The organism is Pantoea sp. alder81 (assembly GCF_020179835.1).
Lineage (GTDB): Bacteria > Pseudomonadota > Gammaproteobacteria > Enterobacterales > Enterobacteriaceae > Pantoea.
In genome coordinates, this window is sequence record NZ_JAIUDA010000004.1 from 518,379 (window position 1) to 534,706 (window position 16,328).

Consider the following 16,328-nt stretch of genomic DNA (forward strand, 5'->3'; position numbering starts at 1 on the left):
GTGATGACGCAAAAACCGGTAATGCACAGCGCCCACTGGGGCGCTTTTCATGCCCAGCAATCGGGCGATCAGCTCACTATCGAACCCTTCAAAGGCGATCCCGATCCCAGCCCGCTGCTGCAAAACTTTCGCACTGCGCTTAATCATCCGGCACGCGTTTCGCGCCCGATGGTTCGTCGTGGCTGGCTGGAAGATGGCCCCGGCCCGGATCAGCGCCGTGGCAATGATGAATACGTTGCGGTTAGCTGGGAACAGGCTTATGAATTAGTGGCGCGTGAATTGAAGCGTGTGGGCGACACTCATGGCCCGGCAGGCATTTTTGGCGGTTCTTATGGCTGGTCGAGCGCCGGACGTTTTCACCATGCGCAAAGCCAGGTGCACCGCTTCCTAAATACCACGCTGGGTGGCTACGTGCGTTCGGTGAACAGCTACAGTTCCGGCTCTGCTTCGGTGCTGCTGCCGCATATTGTCGGCGACATGAATGAGATTGCGCGTCGCGGCGTAAGCTGGGAAGAGATTGCCCAACACAGTGAAATTGTCATCGCATTCGGTGGTCTGGCATTAAAAAACTCACAGGTGGCGAGCGGCGGATTAAGCGAGCATACCGAGCGTGGCTTTATGCAGCAGGCGGCACAGCGCGGCACGCGTTTTATCTCAGTTAGCCCGTTGAGAAGCGATCTGCCCGACGAAGCCAAAGGGGAGTGGCTGGCCTTGCGCCCTGGCACTGATGCCGCCTTTATTCTTGGTGTATTATCCGTATTAATTGAAGAACAACTGACGGATGAAGCCTTCCTCAGTCGCTACACCGTGGGTTGGCCGGAGATGGTCGCCTATATTCGTGGTGAAGAGGATGGCACACGGCGTGATGCCGGCTGGGCAGCAGAAATCTGCGGCGTCAGCGCGGCATTTATCGCTGATTTTGCCCGCCAGCTACCCGGTAAACGCGTTCTGGTTACCGTTGCGCATGCGCTGCAACGCTCGGAACACGGTGAACAACCGGTGTGGCTCGGGCTGGTGCTGGCCGCCGCGCTGGGACAACCGGGTTTACCGGGCGGCGGTTACACTTATGCGCTGGGCGCGTTGGGCCATTACGGTAAGCACCACAACCTGGTGAGTTTCCCGGCACTGCCGCAAGGCAAAAATGGCATTGATCGTCTGATCCCGGTGGCGCGTATTTCGGATATGTTGCTCAATCCCGGCAAACCGTTCGACTACAACGGCCGTCGTTTAACCTATCCACATATCCGTTTGGCTTACTGGGCGGGCGGCAACCCGTTCCATCACCATCAGGATTTGGCGCGACTCCGTCAGGCATTTTGCCAGTTGGATACGCTGATTGTGCATGAGATTGCCTGGACCTCCAGTGCGCGCCATGCCGATATCGTATTGCCCGCCACCATGACGTTAGAGCGCGAGGATGTGGGTGGGGCGCCGACCGATCGCCATCTGTTTGCCATGCAGCAGGTTGCACAACCACACGGTGAAGCCAAAGATGATTACACCATTTTTGCCGAGCTAGCACGCAGGTTGGGATGCGAAGAAGCGTTTACCGAAGGCCGTGATACACGTGGCTGGCTGAAACATCATTACGCGCAGTTGCAGCAAAAGCTGGCAACGCATCAGGTCGAAATCCCCGATTTTGAACAATTTTGGCAGCAGGGCGTGCTGGAATTGCCCCAGCTCAAAGACGGTGGACGGATGATGAATGCCTTCCGTGCCGATCCCGAGGCATCTCCACTGCCAACGCCGAGTGGAAAAATCGAAATTTATTCGGCGACGATTGCCAGCTTCGATTATGAAAACTGTCCGGGACATCCGGTGTGGCGAGAACCACAGCAAAAACCCGATGCCGACCATCCATTCTGGCTGATCGCTAATCAGCCCGCGACGCGTCTTCACAGCCAGCTGGATTTCGGTGATTACAGCCTGAGCGGCAAACGTGATGGGCGTGAGGTGTGCAGCCTGAACCCGCATGATGCGGCATCGCTGGGGATTAACGACGGCGAGATTATCGAGCTATACAATCAGCGCGGCCATGTGCTCGCCAGCGCGCGCGTGACCGACACGGTGATGCCGGGAGTGGTGCAGCTGCCCACGGGTGCCTGGTACGATCCCGTCGATCCCACCGCGCTGCGGCCGTTATGTCGCCATGGTAATCCCAACGTACTGACGCTGGATATTGGCACGTCGTCGCTGACTCAGGGTTGCAGTGGGCAGATCACCGTGGTGCAGGTACGCAAATACGCCGGAGAACTGACGCCGGTGCAGGCGTTTATCCCGCCGCAGGTATAGCTTCTCGTATGGGCGGCCGCGTGGCCGCCCCAGAACATCAATCTTCCAGCTGCAACCACATCACGCGTAAACGGTGCCCATCCGGATCGATGGCTGTGAAGGTGTAGCCAAAATCCATCACTGCAGGCGACTGCACAATGGTGATTTCACGGAAAGCACCCCATTCGTTGTAGAGGAAATCCACATCTGCTTTCTGCTGCACTTTGAAAGTGATTTCGCCGTTGGGCGAGAACTGTTGCGTATCCACCGGCGGCTGAACGGTGTATTTCGACCACAAACCTAGTTTGAAACCGTTCTCAAAAACAAACATCGCAAAAGTGGGCGTGACATTAATTGGTTTGATATCAAACAGCGATGCATAAAAGTCGGCGCTCTTCACAACGTTCGGCACGTAAATAATGGTCATATCAGCGGTGAACATGGTTTTTTTCTCCTTGTGTGTTTACCGCTGTAGAGTACGAGAGGGCTGTGACAGAATCTGTCAGGAGTCACCACAAATAACCGACGCCAGTAATAAAGAACCACTCGCCACTATGCTGAACTATCGGACTACTGGCGATTCCTTCGTCATAGAACTCATAATTAGCTGCAAACATGCGACATCATTATCTCTATTGAAGTAGTAACGGGGCTACTGGCGCCTTCCTGTGAAGTTAAGCCCAGTGAACTGAGATCGGGCTCAGCAGTTGATTTAAAGCAAAGTATCAGTAAGAGTATCGTTGAAAAAATTTTAATGAAGGATTTCATTTTTCATCCTCGTAATATTCTATTGTTATCACATGATGGGCGAGTATAAATATATGTGATGAAACCCCGCATTAATCTGACTAACTCATTGATCATGATAGATAGTAAGAGTTGATACCTCTTTTTTCTTCTTAATGAACACGGTGAAAGTCTACTATATTCATAGACATTAGCAGGATGAATTTGAAAGATTTAATCAGATGCAAGCAGACTGTATAGTTTATTTTATTAATAAGCTTATGTGGAAATTTAAAGTATGGGAATAAACATAACCAAATGCGATTTTAGTTTGTGTATTTTCTTATCCGCTTTTGCTTGTGTTGTTCGGGCAGATACCGTTTGGTTGGTCAACGGAGATCGACTAAGTGGAACAGTTCAGTCCCTGAGCGATGGGCAACTCGAATTAAAAACGAATTACGCAGGGACATTAAAAGTCAGTTGGGCCTCGGTCAGCACAATGGAGAGTGAATCTACTATCTCCATTGGTAATAATAAAACAAAAGAAAATTACCCCGTTTCTGTTTTCCCGTACAAAGCAGGGTATGTGATTATTAAACATAATGATAAGCAAGAGATAGTGTCTGTCAAACGTATCGATGAACTCATGAAGTCTGAGGTGCGGTCTGATCAGTGGGACTGGTCGGGTAATATTGATGCCGGCGTTAATCTGAAAAATGCTTCAACCAAAACAGATGACTATAATTTATCACTGAATACGAAGTTAAAAAAACAGAAGTGGAGGCACGATATTTCTGCAACTTACAATCGTGAAATTGAAGACAATACTGTTAATACCGACAACTACAGTTTTCGATATGCCATTGACTACATGCTTGAAGAACAATATTTCTGGCAATCACGATTCAGTTATAAACGTGACTGGGTTGAAGATTTGTCTCGACAGTTGCTGATTGGTACCGGCCCAGGATATCAGTTATGGGATGATGAGACCGGAGCATTCTCCGTCTCTCTTCTGGGAGGTGCCTTCAGTTATGGCTACAGTGATGACAGGAGAGATAGCCACTTCGGCGCGTCGATACATTGGGACTATCAGCGTTACCTTATTGATAAAACCGTTACGCTATATAGCAATGGCGAACTCGGTCATTCACTGGACAATGATGGCGTGATATCTGTCGATGCAGAGCTGGGACTGAGGTATGCCCTGACCTCATGGTCAACATTCCATGTTGGTTATCATCGAAATATTGTTAAAGGAACCCGAGATACTTTGGATGAACGCATATTTTCCACTGGTTTAGGTATGACGTGGAAATGATATTACATCAACCCTTTGATGAGGCGCTGCCTGCGATCACGACAGGCCATCCACCCGCATTTGTAGATAATGGCGACCAACTGACACTCTTAAACGTTGGGAGTGATAAAAAATATGAAATCGATGTTATGCCAGAGACTATTTGCTTTTACTTATCAAAGCAGTGAGCCATTAGAAGTTGGTTAAGAGCATCGGTTATCATGATTCTTTCAGATGGCCTCTTTTCAAATCTAAATCCTTAAGAAAGTAAAACCAATATTTTTTATACCATTTTGGCGCCTTGTACTATTGTTGATTGTAAGTTTTTTATTATGGAATGGTACAGAGTGTAACGGAAGCAACCCTTAATAAACAGCAAGTTGAAAAATTATAGAGCTGAGGCGTTTATGAACTTTGTTTATAGACTGATCTGGAGTTCGTCCCAATGCGTTTTTGTTCCTGTGTCCGAGATCACAAAAAGGCATCATCGTTCGTCTCAATGTTTATCTATTTCAAATGCGCTTGCTGGTTTGTTAATTATAATATTATCAACAGGTAATGTGTTTGCTGAAGACATTGAATGGATAAATGCTTACCCGGCTTACAACTTTCCTGAAAATACGGGAGTGAACTATGACTCAGTAATTAATACCGGTACTGCCTTCACCCTTGATAGCCAGTCACTACCGAATCATTTTCCTCCCGGAACGACATTAAATATCCTGGGAGCGATTCCCAGTTTTTCAGCAGGCACCAATGGCACGGCCACTTCTGTCAGTGTTGCTGATGCGTTGCCAGACGGTAGCGGGGCTGAAGCAGGCAGGATTACTGTTATTACGGCAACTGACTCGCAAGGTAATGTAACGCCAATTACCACCGACAATATCAACCAGTTCACTTATTCTCCTTCACCCGCTAATCCGCAACAGAATCAGGAACTGAATGTTGAAATTCCGGGCCTTGAAGGCAGTTATCAGGTCATTAATGTCTATGATTCAACTACCTTCGTGTCAGCGGGTGATACGCCTGTCAGCAACCTAATGTTGTCGATTTATGATCCCGAATCGTTCCGCATTTATAACAATTTCGGCATCGTTTCTGTCGCCTCCTCGGGCGGTATTGCGAACATCAATGTGGGTGAAGATACGGCAGGTACTACTCCCATTTCTGCGCCAACCAATACGATAGATTTGTTGGCTAAAAACAGCATCCTCGCCAGGGCCGATGGCTCTGGCACAGCAACCAGCCAGGTGAATTGGTTGTCTGATAATCTGATTCACTTTCGACCCGCATCGGTGATCTCAAATGACAGTCAGAGCGTTTCTGCACAAAGTGCGCAATATGATTACACGCTGACGATTCCAAATTATATCCAGGTGGGAACGCGAGTCATTCAGCTGGGTTCAAAGACTTTTAACATCACATCTTCTGCTGATATTGCCGAGGTGAATGACTATCTGATCGGCCAGAATGCCTATGCTGGAAAACCCCAGGTTCAGTATTGGCTGACCGCTGGAGCTTCCGTGAATGGAGAGGTGATTGACTCTGCACCTGAGGCCCAGTCGGTTTATAACGCGATTATTAGCGGTTTACTGGATCAACAACAGCAAACCTCCATCAACCTGACTTATCACGTCTGGGATGACCAGAACTCGCACACTAATAATGCGACTTTGCCCACTGGTGATTTGAATGTCATTTATGCAACAGGTGCCAATGCGACCGGTAGCGTCACCAGCTCCGGCTCATTGGCTGTGGATGGCGCGAGTGCGGTAATGCGAGGTGACAGTGGTGCAGTACTGACCAATGATGGCGCCATCAATCACTGGCGCAGCGACAGCGCTAGCCCGACGTCGATCGGCATGCAGGTCACCAACGCCACGGCCGTCAACAACGGTACGCTCAATGCCGGATTATTTTTAGAAAAGGACGGTACCAACCAGAATGTCAGTAATGCCGGCAGTATTGGCATGCAGGGATTGGGGCAAAGCACACTGACAAATAATGGCCATATCAATGTCGCAATCACTGATAGCACCACAGCCAATGCCAGAGGTATTTCCGTATCAGGAACCAGCAGTGCGACCAACACCAGTAGTGGAACCATCGTGCTGACCGGGAACAGCCGAAATAGTGAAGGACGCGCGGCGGGGTATGGCATCTATGCCGATCAGAGCGCCAGCGTCATTAATCAGGGGGCAATTTATCTTGGGTACAGTCCTGCCGTCGACGCCAATCTATCATCGTCCATTCCTTTAATCGGCGGCAGCGCGCTGACCTCCGGTATCTACTCCAGCAGCAGTGGAAATATGCTTAACAACGGTACTATTTTCATCGGTGACAGCACGCGTAATGCCGTGGGTATATTCTCTAACGGTGCAACGGGATCCCTGGTAAATAATGGTTCTATCAATGTATTGGGCAAGTTGGTTAACGGCGCAGCGGCGAGTAACTACGGTCTTTATGTGGTCGATAATCAGGGCAGTGTAACGAACAACGGAAATATATTCGTTGATGGTGACAACAACGTCGCCATTTATCTTCAGGCACAAAATGCAGCCGCGAATGTTACCTCATCCGCCAGCAGTCGCATCACGGTAGGGACTGCAGGCGATACCGGTGGCAGTGACGGGAATGTTTATACTTACCGAAACTATGCTGTTTATGCAGAAGGACTGAATAACCAGGCCGCTCAGGTTAATCTTCAGGCCACTATACGCTTGTTATCTGCGGGGGCGATTGGGGTGCATGCCCGTGGCAATGCGCAAATTAATATCGGTAGTGCGGCAACGCTGACATTCGAAAACGACCATCAGATCGGGTATTACGCATGGGGCAATCTGGCAAAAATCAACATCAGTAATGCCATCATTGACGACAGCGGGCAGGCCAATTCTGTGCTGTTTGCGGTTGATAATGGCGCGGTGTTTAACGGCGACAATGGTAGCGGCAGCGGTTATCAACTGACGGTCAGTGGTAACAGCGCGATTGGCGTGATTGCTAATGGTGTTGATGACGGTGGCACAGCAGATGAATCTGATGACATTGCCAGTTCACTGATTACCGGCCCCGCCATTATTCATGTTAACGGTGAAAATGCGGTGGGCGTGCTGGTCTCGGGCGGCGCGTTGGGCACCATTAGCGATGGCGGTATTGTACTGGATCACGATAACGCCACGGCTGTACGTATTGATGGCCGAAACTACAATATCAATGGCACGCTGGACAGCGATCAACGACTCACCAATGTCACCTCAACGGCTTCTACCACCACCACTTCAAGTCAATCGGGCATCATCGGCTACGACGTCTCGCATGCGGGTAATCTGGTTTTAAATGGTGTGAACGGGATCAATTTAAACGGCAGTGGCGGAAAAGGAATTTGGCTGCACGATAACGGCAGTGCCACGGTTAATGCTCCTATCAGCGTACTGGGCGAGGACAATATCGGCGTCGATATTGAGAACAGCGGAACTCTGGTGAACAACAGCAGCATCACTGTTGGTGGTGCTGCGAACAGTGGAAATGTGGGGATTCGGGTACAGGGAGCCGGTGCGGTTGTAGACCGCTTAGGTAATGTGAGCGCCAATGGCGGGTTGGCCGCTGTACAGCTGATTGGAGGTGGTGCAGCCTTAACCGTGAATGGCAGTGGGAATCAAATTACTGCATCTGGCGGGGCGGATGGCGTGCGCCTGGATTCGGGGGCCACTTCGTTGACTGCCAGTAACACCACCATTGATATCGCTGATAGCGGCGCCGGTATTAATAACAACGCGAACACGGCCAACATCAATCTGAACAATGTCACCATCAATGCTTCTGATGGACCGGCAATCCGAACCGCGGTGACTTTCAATGCGCAGGGAACTGGCAATATCCTGAACGTCAGCGGCAACGGACAGGGATTTGCCTTCGAGGATACGGATGGATCGGCAACTTCGGGTAACCTCACCATCAGCAACGGTTACACCATTAACGGCAGCGGTGCAGACAGCATCGGCATTCTGGGTAACACCGATGGCAGCGTGAGTTCCGGTGCAAACATCACCATGGGTAGCAGTGCCGGTGCAGCAATTGCCGCGACCAACGCCAGCAGCGTCAGCAATAGCGGGCAGATCCAAACCAGCAGTAATACCCGAAGCACCATACTGGCGGAAAATGCCAGCCAGTTCAGTAATACGGGCACAATCACCAGCACAGGCACCTCTAACGCCAACCCCCTCATCCTGATTAACGGCAGCGCGGCTAATCGCACGATTTCCAACACCGGCAGTATCACTACCGCCAGCCCTGATGCCACGGTCATTGATGCATCAGGCAGCGGCAATACCACGCTGACCAATAGCGGTACATTACTGGCCGCAAACAGCAATGCGCAGGCGATTCTCACCGGCAGCGGCGCGGATACGGTTACGCTCAGCGGGGGGAGTACTCAGGGCGAGATTACCCTGGGCAGTGGTAATGATCAGTTGAACTGGAGCAGCGGTACGTTCGCCGGTGCAGTCAATTTCAGCGGGGGTGATGGCGGCGACAGTGCTACCCTCGGTAACGTTTCACTCGCGACCACTCGCCATATTTTGAGTGAGGGGGGGAACAACAGTGCTCTGACATTTAACAGCACCTCGGCTGCTACTGTCGGTACGTTTTCCGCTGATGACCTCGCGAAGGGAACCAATATTGGCAGTGGCTGGAGCAGTCTGACCCTCAACGCGGCTGATGTCAGAATATTAGATGACCTTGCATTATCGGGCACCCCGGAAATTAACCTGAATAACGCGGCCATTCTGCGCAGCGGCAATAACCTGAATACCTCAGGCATTGCCTCAATCCGTAATTATGATGTCGCGACCTCGGGGACGGGTAGCCAGCTTGTTTTCGATGGCACTGAAGATCAACAGTACAGCGGTGTCATCAGCGGCAGTGGCGGTATGACGCGCACGGGTGGTGGTAGCACGGTACTGCTGGGTAATAACAGTTATACCGGAACGACGCTTATTGATGGCAGCGAGTTGTCACTGGGTAACGGTGGTACTACTGGAGGTCTGTCAACCAGCACCAACATTATTGACAATGGATTGCTGACGATTAACCGCAGTGATGAAGTGACGCTGAATGGTGTGATTTCAGGCAGCGGGGATTTTCAACAGCTCGGTTCTGGTCTTACACGCTTGGGAGGAAACAATAGCTGGGCGGGCGTCACGTCAGTGAATCAGGGCACGCTACTGATCAACGGCGATCAAACGGCTGCGACTGGATTAACCACCGTGGCAGCTTCATCAACGCTGGGCGGCAACGGCACGGTGGGTGGTGATGTTATCTTTGCCAATAATACTCAATTGACCCCAGGCGATAATGGTACCGGTACGTTAACCATCAATGGTGACCTCAGCCTCTCATCGACGACCAATAGTCAGTTTTCTCTGGGCGAGGCCTATACGCCTGGCGGCAGCCTCAACGACTTTGTGGATGTAAAAGGCAATCTGGTTCTGGACGGTTTACTGGACGTGGCGCTCACCCCCGGTGGGAGCTTCCTTCCTGGTGTGTATCGTCTGTTTAACTATGGCGGTTCGCTGATTAACAACACCATTGATATCAATAGCCTGCCGCCCAATGATGGGGGGGCTTATGCCATCCAGACTAATATTGCGCGACAGGTTAACCTCGTACTGAATTTTATTGATCCCGCCAGTGAGTTGCAGTTCTGGGATGGGGAGGACACAGCCAATCATGGCGATGGAACCTCAGGCAACGGGCAGGTCGATGGTGGCGATGGTATTTGGAAAGCCAATATCGCGGGCGATACCAATAACTGGACTCAATCGAGTGGCGTCGGCAATGCGCCCTGGTCTCAGACAGCTTTTGCGATATTTCAGGGTACTGGCGGCGAGGTTCAGATCAGCAATGTCAATGGTCGCGTCGTCAACTCTGGCATGCAGTTCACCGCCGATCGATACGTTTTGAACCAGCTCAACCCCGCATCTGCGCTCAACTACATCAGCACGGTGACGGAGTCATTCCCCGAAAGCGTGCCTGTGCCGACTAATACTTATCAGACTCAGGGCGAGTCTGTCGCCGATACCTTCTATGTAATACGTGTCGGCGATGGTGCGAGCGGGAGTGACGTGACCACAACCATTAATGCCAGCCTTCGGCAGGATACACTGGATACCAACCGCATACGCTTGCTGAAGACCGACGCGGGAAGATTAATCCTCAACGGCATCAATGATTTTTCCGCGGGTATTGAGGTATGGGGCGGGACATTACAAGTTTCTAATGATGGCAGCCTGGGTGCTCCCACAACCAGTTTGACGTTAAAAAACGCGAGCGCTTTGCAGGCAGGAGCTGATTTTGCTTTAAACCGCAATGTCTTCCTGGACACCACCGGTGGCGGCACACTCGATGCTTACGGACATACGCTGACGGCTGATTCTGTTATGGCGGGAGGGGGAGATTTAACCGTTGTTGATACTTCTGCCGCAGCGACAACCGGTACCCTGGCATTGAATCAGGCCAACCCCTATCAGGGCAACACGACGATCCGGGGTAAAGCAGGCAATGGGGAATTAGTCGTTGATGCCAATGTGAGCGGCGCGTTAGGCAGGACAAACAGCACCATCAATGTTGCTGACCAGGCCCAGCTCAATTTCAACAATGCGTCGCAGGCAGAAGATCATCAGTTCAACCTTACCAGTGGTGCCCGTTTGCAGTTTGCCGATAGCAGCAATGGCGGCAATGCCACCGTTAATACCGACGCAACCTCGTTCTTACTGTTGAGCAACAGTGCTAATGCCGGAAATGCCCTGATAAACAACAGTGGGCAGACGATTTTTTCCGACTTAGCGCAGGCGCAGAACGCGCCCATCATCAACGGCAGTGGTGGCATTGTAGATATCAGCGCAGCCAATGCATCCACTAGCGTTGGGTCTGTTTCTGGCGCAGGAGATGTGGTGTTAGGAGCAGCGACATTGCAGGAAGGCAACCTGGGGCGCGATGACACGATCAGCGGCGTTGTGAGTGGCAACGGCGGCAGCTTGGAAAAAACGGGTATGGGGACCCTGACGCTTACCGCAAATAACAACTACACCGGTACAACGCAGGTATCTCAGGGTGTGCTGCTTGTGAACGGCGACCAATCAGCTACATCCGGACTAACAACCGTAAACAGCGGCGCCACGCTGGGCGGCAGTGGTACGCTTGGCGGTGCTGTGACAGTGGACAACGGGGGTCACCTCGCTGCAGGTGCGGGGTTAGGTAGCGTGGGTACGCTAACCATGGGATCTCTGATGTTAAATGAGGGATCTCAACTGGATTACCAGTTTGGCGAATCGTATGTCACAGGCGGCATCTACAACGATCTCATCAATGTTAATGGTGACCTTAATCTCAACGGCCAGCTTAATATCACTCAGAGCAGCGGTGGTAATTTTGACGTCGGTGTTTACCGTGTTTTGAATTACACCGGAACCTTAACCAACAACACGCTGGTGATAGGAAATGCGCCGCAGGCAGCCGACGATCTCTATGTTCAGACCTCCATTGCCGGTCAGGTCAATCTTGTGAATCATGCCGGAGCCGAGCTGAGGTTCTGGGATGGAACCGGCGGCAGTGCGGGTGAGATGAAGGACAACGGCGTGATTGAAGGTGGCAATGGCGTTTGGCAAAGCGGCAGCGGCAATGACAACTGGACCACGGATACCACTACGCCCGCAGGCCGTTACAACTCCCCTTACAGTAATGCATCTTTCGCTGTGTTCGGCGGTGATGCAGGCAACGTCACCATCGATAACTCTTTGGGCGCGGTGGGTATAACTGGCGCACAGTTTGCCAGCGATGGGTATGTATTGAACGGTGATGCCTTAACTCTGGCCGCTACTGATACGCAGATTCGTGTGGGTGATGGAACTGCCCCTGGTGCGGATTATCTGGCCACCATCAATGCATCGCTAATTGGTAGCGGCGCGCTACACAAAACCGATCTCGGCACGCTGCAACTTAACGGCACCAACAGTTATAGCGGCGGCACCGAGATCAGTGCAGGGGCTGTTCAGGTTTCTGCGGATGACAATTTAGGGAGTAGCGGAAGCAATATCACGTTGTCTGGCGGCACGCTGCGCTATACACAGGGCTTTAGCAGCGATCGGTATGTCAATCTGGCAAACGGTGGCGGTACCCTTGATACGCAGGCATTTAATGCTGCCCTGACGAATGTGATCGGGGGTGAGGGCGACTTAACCAAGCTCGGCAGCGGGACGCTCACTTTGACGGGAGAGAATTCTTTCCAGGGGACAACCCATATCACTGACGGCATTTTGCAGCTGGGTAAGGGTGGTAGCAGCGGTAATCTGGCAGGGAATATTGATAACCAACGTATTCTGGCTTTGAACCGCGTTGATACATTCACTCTTGCAGGTGACATTTCGGGTGCGGGTCAGGTATGGCAACAAGGCTCCGGCATTGCCAGACTGGCGGGAACAAATAGCTGGAGTGGGCTGACCGTTGTTGAAAAAGGCACGCTGCAGGGCGCGGCTGAAGACACCTTTAGCGCCGCTTCAACACATGTAGTCAGTCAGAACGCGACCCTCGATACCGGCGGATTCAATCAGCGTGTCGCCAGCCTGCTGAATCAGGGCACTGTCAACTTACGGGGCGGTGATGTGGGGTCAACGCTCACTGTGACGGGCAATTACGTGGGTAATGAGGGTGTGTTGAAAATTGCCGCACAGCAACACAGCCCTGGTATCGCTGACAGGCTGGTCATTGATGGTGGGACGGCAACCGGCCACACATTGTTAGATATTGATGTCAGCCAGTTAGGCGAACCTACCGAAGGTGACGGAATCAGGGTGGTGGAAGCCCTCAACGGGGGAACCACCACCGCCCAGACCACCAAAGATGCTTTTAATATTGGTGCTGATGTTTTGCTGGCAGGCGCATATCAATATCAGTTGTTTGCCGGGAATGCTGAAGGGGCAGGAGAAGACTGGTTCCTGCGTGCTGGATATCGTCCTGACGTCCCCGGGTTTGACACGTTGGGGGCCATCATTCGGCAGGCCGACCTGGCGGTGCTGGGTACGCTTCATCAGCGAGTGGGTGATGAGCAACCCTGGCGGGCAGATGTCGCAGAGGACCAGGAGAGTCGTTTCTGGATGCGATATCTGGTCAAGTCTGTTGACCAACAAATCAACGATCCGCTGCAGAGCCAAACTTCATCGAATTACAACGGAATGCAGGTGGGCGGGGATTTGTATCAGGATGCGCAGTGGCGAGCCGGCATTTACGGCACATTCCTCGATAACGATACGTCCATATCCGGCAAAAATGGCGACATCGACAGTCTGGCCTATAACTCGACGTTCTCGACTTATATAGGTGGGTATGCAACGTGGACCGATGAGAACGGTTTTTATGTGGATAATGTGCTGCAGTATGGCTATCACGCCGTTGATCTTAAAAACGGACGTAACCGCGAGAGCGTGCATCCGGACGGAAACTCGTTCGCGGCCTCAGTAGAAATCGGCAGACCATGGCAACTGGGTGACAGCGTCTTAAAAATTGAGCCCCAGGCGCAGCTGATTTATCAGTACAGCGATTTTGACAGCGTTACTCTTGATGGTGCCTCTAAAACCCGCGTGGATGTTAATCCAGATGGATCACTGATTGGTCGCATCGGTGCAAGACTAACAGCTGACTACGACACCGAATATGGCGTGGTGAAACCTTATTTACGCGTTAATTACTGGACCATGATAAGCAATGGGCAAGATAAGGTTAAATTTGCCAACACGGCGAATAACGCAGGTACCACAACCCTTACCGCTGACCAGCAGTACAGCATGACGGAAGCTGCTGCAGGCGCAACCTGGGCAGTGAGTAAAAAAGTTCAGGCCTATTCCGAAATTGGCAGGGCCTGGAGCAGTGGAGGTGATACCCACGTAGAGGCAAATATATCTGCCACTGTTGGGGTGAAAATGCGGTTCTAAAATTAACTGAATAAGTTAAATAAGAGATGCAAGTCTTACATCTCTTATTCAATATTTTCAACTCAGGGCCGATTATCTATGAGGTTAATTTAAATGATATCTGTAAAAGAGCATGAAATTGTAGATTTAAAATGTATAGTTGTAATTCATGCTGAAGAAATAGATATCAGGATTATGATAAGTGCCTTTCAGCAAGGGGTTGGCCACACTGGAAGAGTCCATTTTTAGATATTCAAACGCAGCACCGACGTTGCTGGATTGTGTGACCTGATACTGTGCCCCTACACCAAAGCGCCAGGCTTGTCCTGATGGCATGGTCATCGAAGTATCATTTTGATTACGGTAGAAGCTACTGTCATATGCAACACCGGTATTTAAACGCCAGCGATCGTCCGGGCGATACTGGACACCCAATGCGGTATGCCAGGTATCCTTCAGCCGGTTATCGCGTTGTATGGCATCACCCGAGACGTAGATCTGATTTTCGCCATACTGACTCCAGTTTTGCCAACCCAGATCGCCCATCACCGACCATTGCTGATTGAAATCATGCACCAGACTCAACATCAGTTGATCCGGTGTATTGATTTGGGCTGAAAGCGGCAGATTATATTCAACATTAGGCAACTGAGGAAAACGTGCCTTTCCATCAATACTAAAATGATATTCAGTTTTGCTAGTGTAATTCAGACCGACACGCGTCTTATCCGTCACATCAAACAGCAGGCCTGTGCGGAAATTTAATGCCCAGTCATGATCGCTGGCCTTCTCGTCCACGCCTTCAACATTGCGAGTTAATGACAAAAATCCGTAGTTAATGCCGACACCAAAACCCCATGACAACCGCGGGTTAATTTTCCACGCAAGGGCGGGACTGAGCGTCATGCCAACCAGCGTACTTTTCTTAATCAGGCGGTCGCCAGCCCATTCCCCAAAATCGAGCCCCAGCCCGTAGTTGCCATAGAGGCCTATTCCTGCAGAGAGGTCATCCGTCAGACGATGGTGATAAAACAGGCTGGCACCGGGGAACCAGCCGATGGTATTGCCAGGGCTTTTGCCCTGGTAACCGGCGTCACTATCGAGGTGGTAAGGTGTGTCACCGTAAAGTGCCTGCAATCCTCCGGTAATCATGTTGTCAGGCAGGCGCGTCATGCCTGCGGGATTGGTCATTAAGGTTGAGGCATCCTGCGCACGTGCCGCTTGTCCCGCTCCCGCCAGACCTGTGTCTTCCGTCGCGATTTCATATAAATACAAACCGCTACTGTGGGCCTGACTGGCAAAAATAAAACCTGAAAGAGTGAGGATACGTAGCAAAGATATATGTGCGTTCTTGTCCATCATGGCATCCTCATTGTTTTCCAAAGGTTGGGCAGCGAATGTTCTCAATCAAGGCCTGATACTCTTGTTGACGCCCCCCCTTTAATGCACTGCCAGCAGCACTGAGCGCTTGATGATTAATCTGGCTATCAAGAAAGACGGACTTCACTTTCTCATCGGAGACGGTTTGAGGAATATCACAATGAACTCTTAAGTCTTTGATCATGACCTGTTCGTTTAATGCATGGGCCAGCGTATCGTAAGGTGATGCCCATACAGACATCGATGACACTAATAGGGTCGTTAATATAAACATTTTCATAGTATTACCGCCTCTGCTTATGACTTTATTTATTATTCGCTAGTCTTAATTTAAAAACTGAATGTTGAGGCCAGCAAATATCTGCCACCGAGGTTGACCGGGGCCGTGATCGGCGACTGAACCCTGCGGTTCGATAAAGAAGTTGTAAACCGTTCCCTGGCTTTTAATCACCTGTCCAATACCCAGACCCAATGGAACGCCATAACTGTCATTCTGGAAATTATAGTTCCAGATGGGAGCTGATCTCAGATAGGTACCGCCGCCCAACTGGAAAAACAGGAATGATCCTACCCACGTAATGTGGACACGGCCCTAAGCGAGATTCAGATTTTCAAATTGTTCCGGGCTGAGTCCCCCACAGGCACTGTGGCGGCGCCACCGATTGTAATCACACTCGATATAATTAAAC

8 protein-coding genes and 1 pseudogene are annotated in these 16,328 nt (G+C 51.0%); 4 read left to right on the top strand and 5 right to left on the bottom strand.

Annotated elements, in window-relative coordinates:
* The first annotated feature begins 3 nt into the window (after window positions 1–3).
* Window positions 4–2,292, top strand: a complete 2,289-nt coding sequence (locus LBW88_RS14665; protein ID WP_224932997.1) for a molybdopterin-dependent oxidoreductase — start codon at window positions 4–6, stop codon at window positions 2,290–2,292.
* Between the two features lie 37 nt (window positions 2,293–2,329).
* Here the strand turns inward: LBW88_RS14665 and LBW88_RS14670 are convergent, their stop codons facing one another.
* Entirely contained in the window at window positions 2,330–2,713 is a 384-nt protein-coding gene (locus LBW88_RS14670) for a VOC family protein (protein WP_224932998.1), read from the bottom strand.
* A 67-nt stretch (window positions 2,714–2,780) separates the two neighbouring features.
* Complete coding sequence (locus LBW88_RS14675; protein ID WP_224932999.1) at window positions 2,781–2,888, bottom strand: MipA/OmpV family protein; 108 nt, start codon at window positions 2,886–2,888, stop codon at window positions 2,781–2,783.
* Window positions 2,889–3,295: 407 nt separating this feature from the next.
* Here LBW88_RS14675 and LBW88_RS14680 point away from each other — a divergent pair, with 407 nt between their 5' ends.
* The 3 genes and pseudogenes from LBW88_RS14680 to LBW88_RS14685 all read left to right on the top strand — a co-directional run bounded on the left by LBW88_RS14680 (window position 3,296) and on the right by LBW88_RS14685 (window position 14,280).
* Entirely contained in the window at window positions 3,296–4,318 is a 1,023-nt protein-coding gene (locus LBW88_RS14680) for a DUF481 domain-containing protein (protein ID WP_224933000.1), read from the top strand.
* A gap of 386 nt (window positions 4,319–4,704) precedes the next feature.
* Window positions 4,705–4,821 (top strand): annotated as a pseudogene (locus LBW88_RS26635) (ESPR-type extended signal peptide-containing protein); the annotation flags it as partial.
* Between the two features lie 102 nt (window positions 4,822–4,923).
* Window positions 4,924–14,280, top strand: coding sequence for an autotransporter-associated beta strand repeat-containing protein (locus LBW88_RS14685; RefSeq protein ID WP_414004090.1), 9,357 nt, complete (start codon window positions 4,924–4,926; stop codon window positions 14,278–14,280).
* A 126-nt stretch (window positions 14,281–14,406) separates the two neighbouring features.
* On the opposite strand, the gene LBW88_RS14690 is transcribed toward LBW88_RS14685, so the two are convergent.
* The 3 genes from LBW88_RS14690 to LBW88_RS14700 form a co-directional block, all read right to left on the bottom strand.
* Entirely contained in the window at window positions 14,407–15,618 is a 1,212-nt protein-coding gene (locus LBW88_RS14690) for an OmpP1/FadL family transporter (protein WP_224933002.1), read from the bottom strand.
* Window positions 15,619–15,628: 10 nt separating this feature from the next.
* Window positions 15,629–15,919 (bottom strand): YicS family protein, encoded by a 291-nt coding sequence (locus LBW88_RS14695; protein ID WP_224933003.1) that lies wholly within the window; start codon window positions 15,917–15,919, stop codon window positions 15,629–15,631.
* Between the two features lie 312 nt (window positions 15,920–16,231).
* A partial coding sequence (locus tag LBW88_RS14700; protein WP_224933018.1) for an IS3 family transposase occupies window positions 16,232–16,328 on the bottom strand: 97 nt, incomplete at its 5' end.

What these genes read in the sequence shown, in the direction of transcription:
- LBW88_RS14665 (WP_224932997.1), top strand. Translation starts at nt 4, where the DNA reads ATGACGCAAAAACCGGTAATGCACAGCGCCCACTGGGGCGCTTTTCAT.
- LBW88_RS14670 (WP_224932998.1), bottom strand. Translation starts at nt 2,713, where the DNA reads ATGTTCACCGCTGATATGACCATTATTTACGTGCCGAACGTTGTGAAG.
- LBW88_RS14675 (WP_224932999.1), bottom strand. Translation starts at nt 2,888, where the DNA reads ATGTTTGCAGCTAATTATGAGTTCTATGACGAAGGAATCGCCAGTAGT.
- LBW88_RS14680 (WP_224933000.1), top strand. Translation starts at nt 3,296, where the DNA reads ATGGGAATAAACATAACCAAATGCGATTTTAGTTTGTGTATTTTCTTA.
- LBW88_RS14690 (WP_224933002.1), bottom strand. Translation starts at nt 15,618, where the DNA reads ATGGACAAGAACGCACATATATCTTTGCTACGTATCCTCACTCTTTCA.
- LBW88_RS14695 (WP_224933003.1), bottom strand. Translation starts at nt 15,919, where the DNA reads ATGAAAATGTTTATATTAACGACCCTATTAGTGTCATCGATGTCTGTA.